Here is a 14,212-nt window from a genome sequence, read left to right on the forward strand (position 1 = left end):
GGCGCGCCACCCATCATCGGCGGACCGCCCAGCATCGGCGGCGGGCCAGCGTCGGGCGTGGGCATGGGCTTGGGTCCCGAGCCCGCGCCCGGACCGGGCCCCAGGGGCGGCGGTCCGATCGACGAGCCGCCGGGATCCATGATCCGGGGCGGACCCTCCTGGAGGCTCGGGGGGCCACTGGTGTCGAGGCGCGGCGGGCCGCCGCCCATCATCGGGGGAGCCGGCGCGTCCAGGCGCGGCGGCGCGTCCATGCGCGGCGGTCCTCCCGCGCCCATGCGCGGCGGTCCGCCCATCATCGGCGGGCCGGAGTCCATGGGCGTGCGGTCCGTGGGCTCGACGGGCCCGCGCAGCGTCGGCGGCTCGGCGCTGACGGCTTGGATGGGCTGGGTCGGCTGGCGGGGCGAGCGGGTCCGGATCGGCACCCCCGACTCGACCAGGTTCGGCGGCCTCGGGGCCGAGGGCTTGTCGACCTGCTCCCAGCCAAAGCGCATCTCGAGCTTGCCGATGGTCACGTTGAGGCCGTCGCCGATCGCGATCGCCTGGTTGGCCGTGACCCGCTGGCCGTTGATGGTCGAGCCGTTCGTCGAGCCGACGTCGGTGAAGGTCCCGCCGCGCTCGTCGAAGTCGATCTGCGCGTGGCGACCCGAGACGAAGCCGAAGCTCAGGCACAGCTCGTTGGACGGGTGCCGCCCGATGCGGACCGGCGAGCGCTGGTAACGCTCGGCGCGGGTCCGGCCGGTCTGCGAGTCGTAGACCTGTACCTTGAGGGCGCGCACGTTAGACCTGTCCTTCCTTGACCATGTCGAGGGCTTCGCTGAGCGACACGATCATACGCGTCTCCTCGGTCTTGGCCTCATCATCGCCGGACTCGAGCCAGGCGTCGTCCCCAATCTTGCTGACCCCCAAGATCGTGCCCGTACGCGCGTCCTTGGCCAAGATCAGCTCGAGCTCGAAGTCCACGAGCTCGAAGGCGAGGAGATCAAGCAGCTCGCGCACCGCCTGAAAGGCCGTGCCCCCGGACAGAAAGCGCTTGAGCCCGGCCTGGTCCAGCGGGCCCACGACGACCCGCGCCTTGCCGGCGCGGTGAATGCACATGTCGCCGATGACCGCGCTGATGCCGAGGTTGGAGTTCTCGACGGCCAGCTGAACCTTGTGGTCCTGGTCCATCTCGGCCCACTCGCCCTTGAACTGCTTGACCTCGACCGTCGCGCCGTCGAGCTCGTGGGCGAGGATCTCCATGATCGCCAGCTCCAGGGTCTTGGCCGTGCGCGCGGGGCTGGCCATGAGCGGGGCGATGCGCAGCAGGTCGAGGGGGCGGATGTACTGCAGCGGCGGGCCGTCGTAGCTGTCGACCCCGAGCAGGGCGAGCAGGCGGTAGGCCCAGATGTCGCCCTCTTCCTGGTGCGCCGAGGCCCAGTCGAACTTGTCCAGCGACCGGTACAGCAAGCTGTGCATCCGGTGGTGGAAGAGGTCGAAGAAGTCGGCCTTGGTCTGCCCCTCCTCGTCGTGGACCGCCGCCTCGCTGGCCAGGTAGGTCGGCAGCGGGCTGCTCGTGCCGATCAGCCCGACGATGTTGAGGGTCAGGTCGAAGGCCTCGGCGCGGCCGTCCTCGACCTTGCGCCCGTCCTCTTGGCGCTCGACCTCGTGGATGTCGCCGGGCTTGAAGGCCAGCGAGCGCGAGTGACGAAAGCGCAGGGCCTCCTCGTCGTAGGGGCCGTCGCCGCCGACCTTGGGCGCCTCGGGGTGCAGGCCCTCGAGCAGGCGCGCGACCACGAAGGGGTCGAAGGCCCGGGGCTGATCGAGCAGCCGGTCGAGCCAGGCAGGATCCGCGCCGTTTTGGGGTGCGTTGTCGGTCACAGGATCCTGAGGTGGCCGTTCCGGGGCTGCCAGCGGAACTCGACCTTCGAGGGGTGCAGGCGCACCCGGAGCTGGTGGAAGGAGTTGATGCTGCAGTAGGTCGAGAGCAGCTCGTCGAGGACCAGGCCGAACAGGTGGGCGTCGCCGGGGCTGGCGAAGCGGGTCTCGTCGAGCTCGACGGTGGTCTCGGCTCCGCGCACCGGCGCGCCCTCCATCATCCGCGTGACGGCGTCGAACTCCGTGCCGCGGATGGCCTCGACGCGCAGCTCGTTGGCTCGGCCCGCTGGCGAGCCCGAGCCGGCCTGGAAGTTGTACAGAGACAGCAGCAGGCGCAGGGTGTCGGGCTCGGTCACGCGCTTGCGGTTGAGGGCCAGGTGCGCCAGCAAGCGCCACTGCAGCTCCCCGCCCAGGGGCGCGCGGATCGGGGGGCTGACCGCCGTGATGTTCGAAAAGGGCGGCACCGAGCTGCCGCGCACGGGCTTGCAGATGTCCCCGATGGTCAGCTCGTTGGGCAACCCCCGGTTGGTGCACACGAGCTCGACGGACAGGGTCTCCTCGTCCTCGCGCTCGGCTCGCTTGTCGCCCTGGGCCTGGCCGGGGCCGCCCTTGGCCACGCGGATCGACACGTCCGTGGCCTCGTCGATGGGCGAGCGCGCCCGCCGGAGCACGTAGTAGCCGTCGGTGTCGGCGTTGGGTCGGGTGTGCGCGAAGGTGTAGAAGTTGGAGTAGTTGCGCCGGTTGCCCCGACCCGGACGCACGCCGACCACGGAGCTGACGTCGTAGATCTCCATGTGCCCCGGCTTGATGCCCGAGGCGCGCAGCAGCTGGTCGGGCAGCAGCGGGTCGACCTTGACGGGCTCGGCCGAGCACTCGAACAGGTTGATGACCGGGGTGCAGTGCAGCCGGAAGCTCTCGTCGGTGACCGGCGAGGGCAGGTCCGGGGGCCGCTCGAACACGAACGACAGCTCGATGTAGTCCCCGGGGAACTCGAGCTCCTCGAAGCCGCGGACGTCCACGAACATGTACTTGGACGGGAGCGCGAAGTACTCCTGGACGAAGCGCGAGCCGGCCGGGGCGAACTTGGGCCAGGGCACCACGGCCTCCTCGGCGCGCAGGCCCACGGGGCGGATGTGCTCGCGGGTCAGCACGCGCAGCGGCTCGTTGCGCGGCACGCTGCGATCCTCGCTCGAGCGAACCTCGACGGCCTCGCAGTAGCGCAGCAGCCACAGCAGCAGCGTCGAGGCCAGGGCCGAGTCCCCCGCCAGGAAGAAGCGGATGCCCTCCTCGCGGGCGATGACCGGGCGCCCGGCCTCGGTGGTCTTGAGCTTGACCCGCAGCGTCGGGCGGTTGGCCACGGCCTCGTCGTGGTCGACGGACAGCACCTCGAGGGGCAGCAGGTCGACGTCGTAGCAGGTCCGGAAGGTGCAGGAGGTGCCCTCGATGGGGTTGGTGCCCACGGACCGACCGCGGGGCACGTTCCGGATGCCACGCAGCGCCTTGATCTGCGGCTTGAACTCGACGATCGACATCGCCGGGAGCGGGCGCAGGTACTGGGGCAAGAGCATCTCGGCGAGGCCGTGGACGATCTCGGGGACCGCGTCGTCGACCCGCTCGCGGATGCGCGCGCTGAGGAAGGCGAAGCCCTCGAGCAAGCGCTCCACGTCCGGGTCGTCGCTGCGCTCGGACAGCAGGCCCGCGCTATTTGGGTGGGCGGCCGCGAACTCGCGGCCCATCTCGCGCAGGTAGGTCAGCTCGCTTTGGTAGAACTTGGCGAACATCGGTCGGCCTTGGCGAGGGCGCAGCCTGTCGCTCCTCCTCGCCCAGCGATGGTACTAGGATTTCGACCGCTTGACGCGCCCACTCCGCCCAGCGGTGTCGATCGGCGCGGGGTTGGCCTCCGGCGCCAGAGCAGGCCCAGTAGCGGACGCCACCAGAGTGTCACGCGACCCGACCGGGCGAAGGGATCGGAGCGCCCCAAGGCGCGAGCGTGACCGCCCCTGAACCCCCCGAGGCGCCCGGGCGCTCAGCTCACGGACACGCGACCGCCGTGGGTCATCTCGCTGCGCAGTCGAACGACGCCGCGGCGCCGGTCTCCGACCAGGCGGCCCGCAATCTCGAAGGTCAGGATCAGCGGGTCCTCGTTGGGCACGAGGCGGACCGAGACGTTGCGCAGGCGCGGCTCGTACTTGGCCACCGTCGCCCGGATGCTGCGTTGCATGATCTGCGCCGCCGCCGGGAAGTCGTGGATGATGTCGACGAGATCCACCACCCCGAAGCCCTCCGCGGACACCGCGTCGCCGAGCCGAGTGTTGAGCAGCGCGCGGAGGTTGCCGACGATCAGCTCGACCTCGTCGACGCCGCGCGGGGCCTCGCCGCTGATCCGAGAGAGGATGCCTCGTACTGCCATCGTGCTCCGACATCATGCCAGCACGCGGCCGCGCAGCTCAAGCCGCGCGCTCGACTGTCGAGCTCGGCCGCGTCCCTCGGCCGCGTCCCAACCGGCCCGCCCGACCTCGCGAGTAGTTGTCACGCCAACGCCATCGAGGCGTCGACGCGGCGATCCACCGCGCGGACCCGCGAACCCAAAACTGCTGCACTAAACGCCGATTTCGGCGCTTCGTGCCCGAGTTGCGCGCTCGCACGATCGAGCCGCGCGCACACGCAATGAGGCACCGGCGCGGGCGCGCCCCCCTCCTCCTTGGGCGCGCCCGCAGCGGTACCGGCCGTCACGACCCCGAGCCCGAGCCTCGCCATGTCCGACGACGCGCGTGCACCTTCGTCGATGACGAGTCGCGATCGTCGTGCCTTGCACGACGATCACTCGCCACCGATCCACGCGCGCCGAGTCCAAGGAAGTCGGCGCGACCCGAGACACGTTGCACGCGAGACGAACGCATCGCTGCGCTCTGGGTCTCGTAGTCGTGGTGTCGGCGGGTCATGTCGGCGTCGAAATCATAGGCTCTCGCTCCGCGATCGAACCAGAATTTTTTTCGACGTCGACCCGCGCTCCCGACTTCGCCCTCGCGGATGACGACGACGCAGCCCCCTCGCGCTCCCAAGCCAAGCGCGATGCCGCGACCTCGAGCACGCGACCCGACGCCCTCGGCCGCCGTGAACTCCCGGGCCCGAACACGAATCAGACGACGGTCATCGCCCGCACCATTGGGAGCGAGCGCCCCCTTCGAGTCCCGCCCCGTGCCCGAGTCGTGGGATGGGTGGGCAGTCGACCGGCCGCCTCAGAGCTCCCTTCCGTGGCCCCGTGTGTGGCTTGTGGAGCCACAGCGCGCGGCCTGCTACGCTCGACCTCGACGGTGACGGCTATCCGACCATGTTCTGTGCAGCTTGCAAGCGGGAGATCGAGCAGACCGGAGACGGTCAGGCCTGCCCCTCTTGCGGCGCGCCGGCGTGGCTCGACGCGGTCGCCGGCGGTCGGCTCCGGCTCGACGAGCGCATCGAGCAAGACGGGGTGAGCGCCTGCTACGACGCCACCTGGTTCGACGGCGATCACGAGCGGCCCGCGCGGGCGCGCTACGTCAGCTTCCGGGTGCGCGCCGACGAGGACGAGGACGAGCCCGACTTCGAGGGCCTCCTGGCTCGCCGCGCCGCCTTCGAGCACCCGACCCTGCCGACGTGGATCGGCGCGCGGACGGTCCGCGTCAAACACTCCGGCGAGCTGTGGATCGTCCACGCGCGCGTCGACGGCCTGACCATCGAGGACCCCGAGTTCGTCCGCCCCAGCGGCCAGCTCCAGGTCCTCGCCATGCTCAACGAGCTCAGCGTCCTGCTCGCGCAACTCCACGCCGCCGACCCGCCCCTGGTCCACGGCAAGCTCTCGCCCAAGACGATCCTCCGGCGCGCCGAGGACCGGCGCTTCATGGTCCTCGACCTCGGCACCAACGTCTCGACCCTCCCGGACGTCGTCGCGCGCAGCTCCAAGCAGGCCAACGACCTGATCCGCTCGGCCCCCGAGCTGGTGTTCACCGACCCCTCCCCGGCCTCGGACGTGTGGGGCCTCGGCCTCGCCGCCCTGGTCATGCTGACCGGCGCGACGCCCTCGGAGCTGCGCGGCACCGGCGGGCGCCTGCGCTGGCAAGACCGCGCCGCCGTCAACCCGGCCTTCGGCGCCCTGCTCGAGCGCATGGTCGCCCCGCGCCCGCACAAGCGCATCCCGGACGGCCAGGCCCTCGCCAAGGCGCTGTCCGAGCTCCGGCCCCAGGCCATCTCCCAGGGCACCGACGCGCCCACGCGGCGGATGTCGAGCGAGGAGCTGCACTCGGAGCTGGGCATCTCGGGCGAGGTCAACAGCATCTACAACCCGGCGGAGGAGTCCGGCGAGCACTCGAACCAGTCGGGCACCTACGAGCTGGCGAGCATCGCCGGCGAGATCGGGGGTTCGGGCTCCAACTCGGGCTCCTCCTCGCGGCGCTCCTCGTCGAGCTCGCGCCGACACGTCGGCAGCAGCCGCCGGCGCAAGCGAGACCCCGACGCCCCGGTGATGCGCCCCGAGGACCTCAGCCGCGAGCTCAGCGAAGCCCAGCGCACGATCCTCGCCAGCACCCAGGAAGAGCGCAAGCGCGTCGAGGTCAGCCAGACGCTGATCTTCGCCGCCGTCGCGCTGATGGCCGCGGGTATCACCTGGCTGCTCGTGCTCATCTCCCAGACGTGACGCTCAGTTGGGCTCAGTTGGACCTGGCTAGGCCGGGCTTGGGCCAGGCTGAACCAAAAGAGAAGAGCCCCCGCCGAGGCGGAGGCTCTCTCGCTGGACGAGCCGGACGAGGCCGGCTCGCTCAGGCTCAGTCGCGGCGGCGGCGACGGATGAGGCCGGCGAAGCCGAGGACCAGGAAGGTCCCGAGCAGGCCGCGGGTCTTGTTGTCGTCGTCGGAGGTGCTGCAGTTGCAGCCGTCGTCCTCGCCGATGTCGCCGGAGCCGGCGTCGCCGGTCCCGGTCTCCTCGGCGCCGATCTCGTCGTCGTTGCCGTCGTCGGAGGTCGACTCCTCGCCGGTGGACTCGGTGGTGTCGTCCGTGGAGCCCTCCTCGGTGGTCTCCTCGGTGGTGCCCTCCTCGGTGGTCTCCTCGGTGGTGCCCTCCTCGGTGGTCTCCTCCTCGGTGGTGTCACCGGTGTCGGTGTCGAGGGGACCGTCGGTGGTGCCGTCGTCGTCCGGGATGGGGTCGGGCTCGAGGGTCGTCGGCTCGGGGGTCTCCGAGCAGTCGTTGAAGGCGCAGCAGGGGTCGAACTCCAGGCCGCCGAAGATGGAGGTCAGAGCCGCCTCGAGCTCGGCCTGGTTGTTGGCGTCGTAGTAGTTCTCCGAGTCGCCGGAGCCCCACTGCGCCATGTTCTGGAGCTGAGCCATGGCCGCCGGCGTGTCGACGCCGTCACCGAAGCCGATGACGTAGGTCGTGATGCCGTCGTTGTACATCTCCTCCAGCTCACCCTGGACCTGGGCGTTGGTCGAGTAGCCGTTGTACTGACCGTCGGTGATCAGGATGTTGAAGTAGATGGTCTCGTCGTTGGTCGGGAACTCGGCCCCGTCCATCAGGCCGTCGGCCTGGTACTGCACCTGGTTGTCCTTGATCAGCTGCAGGCCGAGGTGGGTGTAGGTACCCGAGCCCGAGCAGAAGGTGTTGCCGGCGCACTGCGGCATGTGGCTGGTCGTCGGGATGTCGAACCCGGGCGGGTCCTGCTGGCCGTCGGAGTAGGTCCACGCGATCGGCGGGCCGCCCCACGGATCGGTGCAGCCAGGCTCGACGCAGGAGGAGTTCGGGTCGAGGGCCCAGGCGAAGTTGTCCTTCGCGCAGGGGGCGTACTGGACCAGGATGTTCTGCTCGCCGGGGGCGGGCTGGTTGTGACCGAACACGGCCAGGCCGAGCTGGGTGACGTCCTCGGCAGCGCCGATGCCGACGTCGATGTCGAACAGGCCCTGCTCGCCCGCGAGGGCCTCGCGCGCCTGGTCCCAACCGGTCTCGCCCATGCCGCCGGCCATGGTGCCGCCGCCGATGTTGAGCATCGAGCTGGAGGCGTCGAGGAGGATCATGACGCGGGGCAGACCGCCGATGCACTCCGGCGCGACGACCGAGCTGATGATGTTCTGGACGACGTTGGCGAGGGCCTGCTCGAGCTCCTCGGGGGTGTTGCCGTCGATGGCGGCGTCGGTGCCACCAGCGGCCGCGGTCTCGTCCGCGGCCATCTCGGCGGCCGGATCACCGGCCACGGCCACGACGTAGGTCGAGATGTCCTGGTTGTCGAACAGATCGGCGGTGGTGTTGGCCGGGTTCTGGCTGGCGGGCGACAGGGTCGTGGTGCCGTCCTGGCCGGTCCACGCGCCGTCCGTCAGGAGGACGTTGACGTAGGCGCGAGCCGGGTCCGCCTGGTCCGCGGGGTGGTCGGCCTTGGTCGCGTCGATCTCGTCGGACACGGCCTGCAGGGCGCCGTTGGTCCAGGTGCCGATGCCGAACAGCGCGCCGTTGGCCGGGGCCGGGGTCGCGTCGAGGGCGTCGAGGAGGGCCTGGCCGTTGCAGGGGTAGTAGGCGGCGTTGTCGTCGTCCCACGCCACGTCGAGGGCCTGGCCGTCGACGATGCCGGAGCTGTCGGCGGGGATGGTGGTGCCCTCGGCCGGCGAGGGGTCGTGGCCGAAGCGCATCAGCGCGAGGTGGGTGTTCTGGCTCAGGAAGCTGCCCGGCTGGACGATCTGCTGAAGGGCCGCGACGGAGACCTGCCAGCGGGTCAGGTTGTTGTCGGTGTCCCAGATCTCGTTCATCGACGTGGAGTTGTCGACGATGAACATGATGTTCGGCTTCTTGAAGGTGCACTCACCTTCCTCGGGGCAGTCAAAGCCAGCCTGAGCCGGCTCCTCGTGAGTGCCCACGGCGAAGGCCAGGCCGATGCCGGCGAGTAGGCCAACTTGCAGTCCAATACGCTTCCAGTTCGATTCCAGTAGTCGCTTCATGTCCCAGTCCTTGATTCTTGATTTTCTTTGCTGCCGCCGAGCGGCAGGAGTCCCGGTCTGCCAGTGCAGACTTCCTGCAGGTGCGGGTGGATTTTTTTGTGGCCGGCACCGCAGCAAGGGCGATGGCTCGCATCCTACCCCGCTCCCGGCGCCTCCATGGGCAGTTTTGACCGGGAGTGAGCTCACTTGATTTTTGGTGGCCGAAAGGTCGTGCACTAGTATGCGCGCATGCGCGTACGGTCTGAGTTGGTCACCCTCTCGCTCCTGGCACTAGGTCTCGGCACGGTGCTCGGATGCCCGGCCGAGGACCCTCAATTGGGTGATCCTCCAGCCAACGGCAGCGGGCCCACCACGATGACCGCCGGCGCCGGGAATTCGGCCGGCTCGGGCGTTGCGGACGATACGGACACCGATTCAGACACTGGCGTCGTCGAGGACATGGGAACCGGCTGCGACCCCTGGGCCGATCCGCTGGAGGAGTGTGGTGAGAACGCCGAGTGCAGCTTCGAGACCCTCGAGTGCTCGCCCACGACGGGCACGGGAAACACCGGGGACCCCTGCACCAGCGAGCTCGACTGTTCTCCAGGCTTGGTGTGCACCGGCGAGCTCTGCGCTCAGCCTTGTGACATCACCCTCCTCGACGAGGAAGATCCCAACCTTCCCGGAGCCTGCGCCGACGGGGAAGTCTGCGCGGCCGCGACCGACCCGATCCCCGGCATCTGCCTGGCCGAGTGCAACCTCGTGGCCCAGGACTGCGCGGGCCCGAGCGAGGGCTGCAACGTGGTCACCGGGCCGGGCAACTCGGCCCGCGCCGCGTGCACGCTGAACCTCGGAGCGGCCGCCGACGGCGACGCCTGCGACTTCGACGAAGACTGCGACATCGGCTTGCTGTGCACCGAGGCGGCGGTCCACGCCGTCCCCTGCCCCAACGACGCCGCGAGCTGCTGCACGGCGATCTGCGAGCCCATCGAGGCGCCCTGCATCGGCGTCGAGGGGACCTGCTTCAACCTCAACATCCAGGGCCAGACCACCACCGGCTACTGCGGCGGCATGCCCTGAACCCCTACCCCGCGTCCATCCTTCAACCCAGCTCGGCGAGGACTCGCAAGTAGTCCGTCGAGCTCGCGTCGAGCTCGACGATCGAGATTGAACTTCCAGCGGTGTTGGCCACGTAGAGCCAGCGCCGCTGTTCGTCGATCAGCAGCTCGTTGGGCCCGTCGCCCACGGGCACGGAGGCCACGACGGTGAAGGTCAGCAGATCGACGGCGGCGATCTGGTCGTCGGCGTAGCAGCTGACCAGGGCCAGCGCGGCCCCGGGCTCGCCGGGCGCGGGCCGGTGCACGCTCAGGACGTTGGGGTTGCGGCACAGGCCCACGCTGTCGACGAGGTCGAAGCGCGGGTCGCCGCCTTCGTCGAGGCTCGTGTCGAAGCGCAGCAGCATCGGCGGGGTCGTGCTGACCACCAGCAGGCGCTCGCCCTGGTCCGGATCTTCGAAGCCCAGATCGCCGAGCACCGGCTCGTCCACGGCCAGCGAAGCCGCGGGGCTGTCGATGCGCACCTCGACCCCCGGCAAGATCGCGTCGAGGCCCGTCGCTACCCGAAAGGGGCGCAGGCCCGGCCAAAAGCGCTGGCTGGCCACGAGGTAGGGCCGCGCGCAGTCCTGGCTGTCCGCCGGCGCGTTGCCGGACTCGAGGTCGCAGGCCCGCTGGGCCACGGCCAAGCCCCCGCCGAGCAGGTTGCCAGACTCCTCCTCCGAGCGGAAGAACTGCTGCTCGACGTCGACGACGACGGGCCCGCGCTCGGCGTCCAGGCTCAGCAAGCTCAGCCGACGATCGACGAGGTGAGGCAGGTAGGCGAAGGCGAAGCCCTGCTCGTCGAGGCTCAGCCGCCCGGGATCTTCGGGCAGATCGGGGACGAGGTGGTCGAGGTCGCAGTAGGCCCGCGGGTCCTGCCCGCAGCGCAGGCTCAGCGTGTCGCCCTCGCCCAGCACGTCGATCCAGCCCACGCTCGGGAAGATGCGCGTGGGGATCAACAAGCGCGCGTTGCCTCCCGGCGCGCCGTCCTCGTCGACGGCGATGTTGCCCGCGCCCGAGGGCAGCCGGAGCCCGCGGCCCGCGTCGATGAAGTCGGCGGCCTCGCAACGCAGCAAGCTGGCCCCGTCCGCGCGCGCGCTCCGGCAGCTCGAAGACGGCGCGCTCGCCATGGACTGCTCGAGGGCGTCGAGGTCGAGGGTCACCAAGCTGCTGCCGAGGCGGCTCCGATCCCAGTTGCCGTTGGTGACCAGGAGCCAGCGCCCCGCGGGGCTGAGGGCGAGCCCCGTGGGCAGCTCGAGCCGGTCCAGGGGCGGGTCCTCGGCCTCGGCCGCGCACGAGCCCGCGCCCAGGGCCAAGACCAAGACCGAGCTCAGGCCCACGGCCGCGAGCCCAGCCCGCGCCGCCCCTCGACTCGATCGCCCGAGAGCCGCCATCGACCCCGAGTGTGCCACGAACTGCTCTTGCCGCTCACAGGACCGCGTAGCGCACGTAGGCCTCGGGGTGGATCGACCACGCCGCGCCCAGGGCGACGAGCGCGGCGAGCAGGCGCAGGCCCGGGCTCAGCGCCTCGACCACGGCCGGCGCCGGGTCGGGCCCGCGGCCGAGCACCCCCACGCCGAGGTCGACGACCGCTCGGGTCAACAACACCGGGGTCGCCAGGGCCAGCCCGAGCACGCAGGCCTCGAAGGCCACCCCGCCGAGCTCGGTCGCGATCGCGAGGGCGTCGAGCGATGCGCCCGCGCCGTCGAGCAGCCGCGCCCCCGCGCCGAGGGGCACCCGGGTCAACAAGCCGCGCATCGCGACGAGGGCCGGGAGGTGCAGGCCGAGGCTGAGGCTCGCCGCCAGCGAGGCCGCGATCAGCAGCGCCGACAGGCTCCCGCCCGTACCGGGCTCGAGGCCCACCGGTCCTGCGCCCAGCCGGGCCTCGCAGCTTTGGCTCGCGCCGACCAAGGCGCCGGAGAGCACGCTCGCGCCCGCTCCCATGACGGCGCCGATCAACAGCTCGACGCCGATCGCCACCGCCATCGACGCGGCGTCCGGGGGTCTCTCGAGCGCGATCCCGAGCCCGAGCGCGGGCAGCCACGCCAGGCTCAACCCGACCGCCAAGATCGCGCTGCACAGCTCCCAGCGCGGCTGGCCCACGGCCGCGCGCCAGCTGATCTGGGCGCGCACGATCGCAAACACCCGCGCGCTCGCCAGCGCGAGCAGCCAGGCGCTCACGGGGTCTCCGCTGTGTCCACGCGCCCCAAGCTCGACCAGCTCGCCCGGGCGTAGTCCACCGCCAGCGTCGCGAGGGGCTCAGCCGCGAGGCCCAGGCAGGCGCACACCGCCAGCGCCCGGGCGAGCTGAGCCACCGCCGGATCCCGCAGGCCCAGGCGCGCGCTCGCCAGGCCCACGATCACGCCGACCACCGCGACGGTCACGAGCACGGGCGAGAGCGCCGCGATGACCACGGCCAGGCCCTCGCGCAGCGCGAGCTCGAGGGCCTCGACCTTCACTGGTAGCCCTCCACCAGACCCACGACCACCAAATGCCAACCGTCGGCGGCGAGGAACACCAGGACCTTGGCCGGGAGCGCGAAGGTCACGCTCGGCGTCTGCTGCAGGCCGAGCAGGGCCTGGACCTCGGCGACGATCAGGTCGATGACGACGAAGGGCAAGAGCACCAAGACCGCGAGCTGAAGGCCCGCCCCGAGCTCGCTGACCAAAAAGGCGGGGACGAGGATCAGCGGGTCGTCGACGCCCCGCTCGCTGGCCGCGGCGAGGCGCTCGAGCTCGGCCGGATCGGTGTGCGTCGCCATGAACCCGCGCAGGGGCTCGAGGGTTCCCAGCCACTGCCTCAGGGCCACGCCCTCCCCCGCCGCGCTCGCGTCGAGCAGCGCCGCCAGGGCCTCGGCGCACGCGCCCGCGACCGGGGCCATGACCACGGCCGTGAGCGCGACGCCCAGGGCGAGCATCGAGCTCACCGGCAGCAGGCGATCGGCGCTCAAGCCCTGGCGCACCGCGGCCAGCACGATGGCGATCTTGGTGAAGGCCGTGCACGCCGCGAGCACCAGGGGCAAGGCCGCGAGCACCAGCCACGCGGCCAAGGTCGGCGACAGACCCAGATCCGCCCAGGACAGCTCCAGCCAGGCCTCAGCGCCCATCGCCGCTCGCCTCGGCCCGAAGCACGCCCTTTCCGTAGGCCACCGCGCGCACCCACGCGGGCCGGGCGTCGTCGCCATGCTCATCGCCAAGCTCCGCGGCGACGGGCTCGGGCGCGTCGGCCTGCGCCGCCTCGAGCTCGGTGATCAGCTGCGGCGCCCCGCTCGGGCCGGTGCCGATCAACAGGCGCCGGCCCTCGAGCTCGACGACGTGGACGGCGTGCTGGTTGGTCAGCGCGATCGGGCTCGGGCTGGCGTTCGCCCGTCCTCCCTGGCGACGGCTCAGCCAGGTCAGCCCCGCGAGCAAGACCAGCAGCAACCCCACGACCGAGCGCATCGGTCCCAGCCCCGCCACCGCCAAGGTCAACGCGTCCATCACCATGATCGGCCAGCAGCTTACGCAGCTGGCTCCAGCAGGCGAATTTTCGGATTTTCAGCGGCCTACTGGGGCCTACGCAGCGGCGCGAGCAGAGGCTCGAGGCCGTTGAGCTTGACCTCGAGGGCCAGAGCCATGGTCTCGCCCAGGCGCCCCGCCGGGAAGCCCTTGTCCCGGAACCACAGCAGGTAGCGCTCGGGCAGGTCGAGGATCGCCACGCCGGCGTACTTGCCAAAGGGCATGCGCCACCGGACCAGGTCCAGGAGGCGCTCGGGCTCGAGGCCCAGCTCGGGAGGCAGCGCGGGGTCGTCCTTGCTCATGGTCGCGAGGCCCAGCATCCAACCGCAGCCCAACCAATGCAAAGAGCCCGCGTCCAAAGACGCGGGCTCCTCTTCGAGTCGACTGGGTCGACTACTCGGCTAGTCGGCTACTCGGCGGTGGCCTTGGGGGCCTCGACGAGCTCGATGATCGCCATCTCGGCGGCGTCACCGACCCGACGCTGACCCAGGCGGATCACGCGGGTGTACCCACCCGGGCGGGTGCGGTAGCGAGGCGCGACCTCCTCGAACAGCTTGTGGAGCACCTCGCGCGTGCGGATGACCTTGCCGGCCTGCGCCATCGCGTGGGCGTAGCGGACCTGCTCCTCGCGGGTGCGCTCCTCCTTGGGCTTGTCGAGCAGGTCCCCGAGGCGGAGCGCGAGGGTGATCACGCGCTCGGTCTTGCCCCGGAGCTCCTTGGCCTTGGCGGCCGTGGTGGTGATGCGCTCATGCTCGATGAGCGAGGTCACCATGTTGCGGAACATCGCCTTGCGGTGGCTCGAGTTCCGGTTGAACTTGCGGCCAGATTTTTGGTGGCGCAT

13 protein-coding genes and 1 pseudogene are annotated in these 14,212 nt (G+C 70.9%); 2 read left to right on the plus strand and 12 right to left on the minus strand.

What is annotated here, in order from left to right; genetic code table 11:
* The 4 genes from PPSIR1_RS43910 to tssE all read right to left on the minus strand — a co-directional run.
* On the minus strand, positions 1-776 hold a 776-nt coding region (locus PPSIR1_RS43910; protein ID WP_006974382.1), incomplete at its 3' end, for an FHA domain-containing protein.
* Position 777: 1 nt separating this feature from the next.
* Complete coding sequence (gene tssG, locus PPSIR1_RS27050; RefSeq protein ID WP_006974383.1) at positions 778-1,857, minus strand: type VI secretion system baseplate subunit TssG; 1,080 nt, start codon at positions 1,855-1,857, stop codon at positions 778-780.
* Positions 1,854-3,635, minus strand: coding sequence for a type VI secretion system baseplate subunit TssF (gene tssF / locus PPSIR1_RS27055; RefSeq protein ID WP_006974384.1), 1,782 nt, complete (start codon positions 3,633-3,635; stop codon positions 1,854-1,856). The genes tssG and tssF overlap by 4 nt, the downstream gene beginning before the upstream one ends.
* Positions 3,636-3,880: 245 nt before the next feature.
* The gene (gene tssE / locus PPSIR1_RS27060; protein ID WP_006974385.1) at positions 3,881-4,264 is read right to left on the minus strand and encodes a type VI secretion system baseplate subunit TssE; all 384 of its coding nucleotides are present in this window, start codon (positions 4,262-4,264) and stop codon (positions 3,881-3,883) included.
* A gap of 921 nt (positions 4,265-5,185) precedes the next feature.
* Here tssE and PPSIR1_RS27065 point away from each other — a divergent pair.
* Complete coding sequence (locus PPSIR1_RS27065; RefSeq protein WP_006974386.1) at positions 5,186-6,523, plus strand: serine/threonine-protein kinase; 1,338 nt, start codon at positions 5,186-5,188, stop codon at positions 6,521-6,523.
* A 127-nt stretch (positions 6,524-6,650) separates the two neighbouring features.
* Here the strand turns inward: PPSIR1_RS27065 and PPSIR1_RS43915 are convergent, their stop codons facing one another.
* Positions 6,651-8,801, minus strand: coding sequence for an MYXO-CTERM sorting domain-containing protein (locus PPSIR1_RS43915; RefSeq protein ID WP_086001735.1), 2,151 nt, complete (start codon positions 8,799-8,801; stop codon positions 6,651-6,653).
* 315 nt (positions 8,802-9,116) lie between these two features.
* On the opposite strand from PPSIR1_RS43915, the gene PPSIR1_RS27075 reads away from it, so the two are divergent.
* Entirely contained in the window at positions 9,117-9,860 is a 744-nt protein-coding gene (locus tag PPSIR1_RS27075; RefSeq protein WP_157596036.1) for a hypothetical protein, read from the plus strand.
* A gap of 22 nt (positions 9,861-9,882) precedes the next feature.
* On the opposite strand, the gene PPSIR1_RS27080 is transcribed toward PPSIR1_RS27075, so the two are convergent.
* The 7 genes and pseudogenes from PPSIR1_RS27080 to rplQ form a co-directional block, all read right to left on the minus strand.
* Entirely contained in the window at positions 9,883-11,214 is a 1,332-nt protein-coding gene (locus PPSIR1_RS27080; protein ID WP_006974389.1) for a YncE family protein, read from the minus strand.
* Positions 11,215-11,302: 88 nt separating this feature from the next.
* Entirely contained in the window at positions 11,303-12,055 is a 753-nt protein-coding gene (locus PPSIR1_RS27085; protein ID WP_006974390.1) for a flagellar biosynthetic protein FliR, read from the minus strand.
* Positions 12,052-12,333 (minus strand): flagellar biosynthetic protein FliQ, encoded by a 282-nt coding sequence (locus tag PPSIR1_RS27090; RefSeq protein WP_006974391.1) that lies wholly within the window; start codon positions 12,331-12,333, stop codon positions 12,052-12,054. The genes PPSIR1_RS27085 and PPSIR1_RS27090 overlap by 4 nt, the downstream gene beginning before the upstream one ends.
* A complete protein-coding gene (locus PPSIR1_RS27095; protein WP_006974392.1) occupies positions 12,330-12,980 on the minus strand; it encodes a flagellar type III secretion system pore protein FliP in 651 nt (216 codons plus the stop codon). Before PPSIR1_RS27095 ends, PPSIR1_RS27090 begins: the two co-directional genes overlap by 4 nt.
* Positions 12,970-13,314 carry a flagellar biosynthetic protein FliO gene (locus PPSIR1_RS27100; RefSeq protein ID WP_157596037.1) on the minus strand — a complete coding sequence of 115 codons (345 nt, stop codon included), beginning with the start codon at positions 13,312-13,314 and terminating at the stop codon, positions 12,970-12,972. Before PPSIR1_RS27100 ends, PPSIR1_RS27095 begins: the two co-directional genes overlap by 11 nt.
* A gap of 104 nt (positions 13,315-13,418) precedes the next feature.
* On the minus strand, positions 13,419-13,673 hold the full coding sequence (locus tag PPSIR1_RS27105) for a DUF3820 family protein (protein ID WP_045116847.1): 255 nt from the start codon (positions 13,671-13,673) through the stop codon (positions 13,419-13,421).
* A gap of 131 nt (positions 13,674-13,804) precedes the next feature.
* A pseudogene (gene rplQ, locus PPSIR1_RS27110) lies at positions 13,805-14,212 on the minus strand (50S ribosomal protein L17); the annotation flags it as partial.

It is taken from the genome of Plesiocystis pacifica SIR-1, from assembly GCF_000170895.1.
GTDB classification, from domain to species: Bacteria; Myxococcota_A; Polyangia; order Nannocystales; family Nannocystaceae; genus Plesiocystis; species Plesiocystis pacifica.

What these genes read in the sequence shown, in the direction of transcription:
- PPSIR1_RS43915 (WP_086001735.1), bottom strand. Translation starts at nt 8,801, where the DNA reads ATGAAGCGACTACTGGAATCGAACTGGAAGCGTATTGGACTGCAAGTT.
- PPSIR1_RS27065 (WP_006974386.1), top strand. Translation starts at nt 5,186, where the DNA reads ATGTTCTGTGCAGCTTGCAAGCGGGAGATCGAGCAGACCGGAGACGGT.
- tssF (WP_006974384.1), bottom strand. Translation starts at nt 3,635, where the DNA reads ATGTTCGCCAAGTTCTACCAAAGCGAGCTGACCTACCTGCGCGAGATG.
- PPSIR1_RS27105 (WP_045116847.1), bottom strand. Translation starts at nt 13,673, where the DNA reads ATGAGCAAGGACGACCCCGCGCTGCCTCCCGAGCTGGGCCTCGAGCCC.
- PPSIR1_RS27095 (WP_006974392.1), bottom strand. Translation starts at nt 12,980, where the DNA reads ATGGGCGCTGAGGCCTGGCTGGAGCTGTCCTGGGCGGATCTGGGTCTG.
- tssE (WP_006974385.1), bottom strand. Translation starts at nt 4,264, where the DNA reads ATGGCAGTACGAGGCATCCTCTCTCGGATCAGCGGCGAGGCCCCGCGC.
- PPSIR1_RS27100 (WP_157596037.1), bottom strand. Translation starts at nt 13,314, where the DNA reads ATGCGCTCGGTCGTGGGGTTGCTGCTGGTCTTGCTCGCGGGGCTGACC.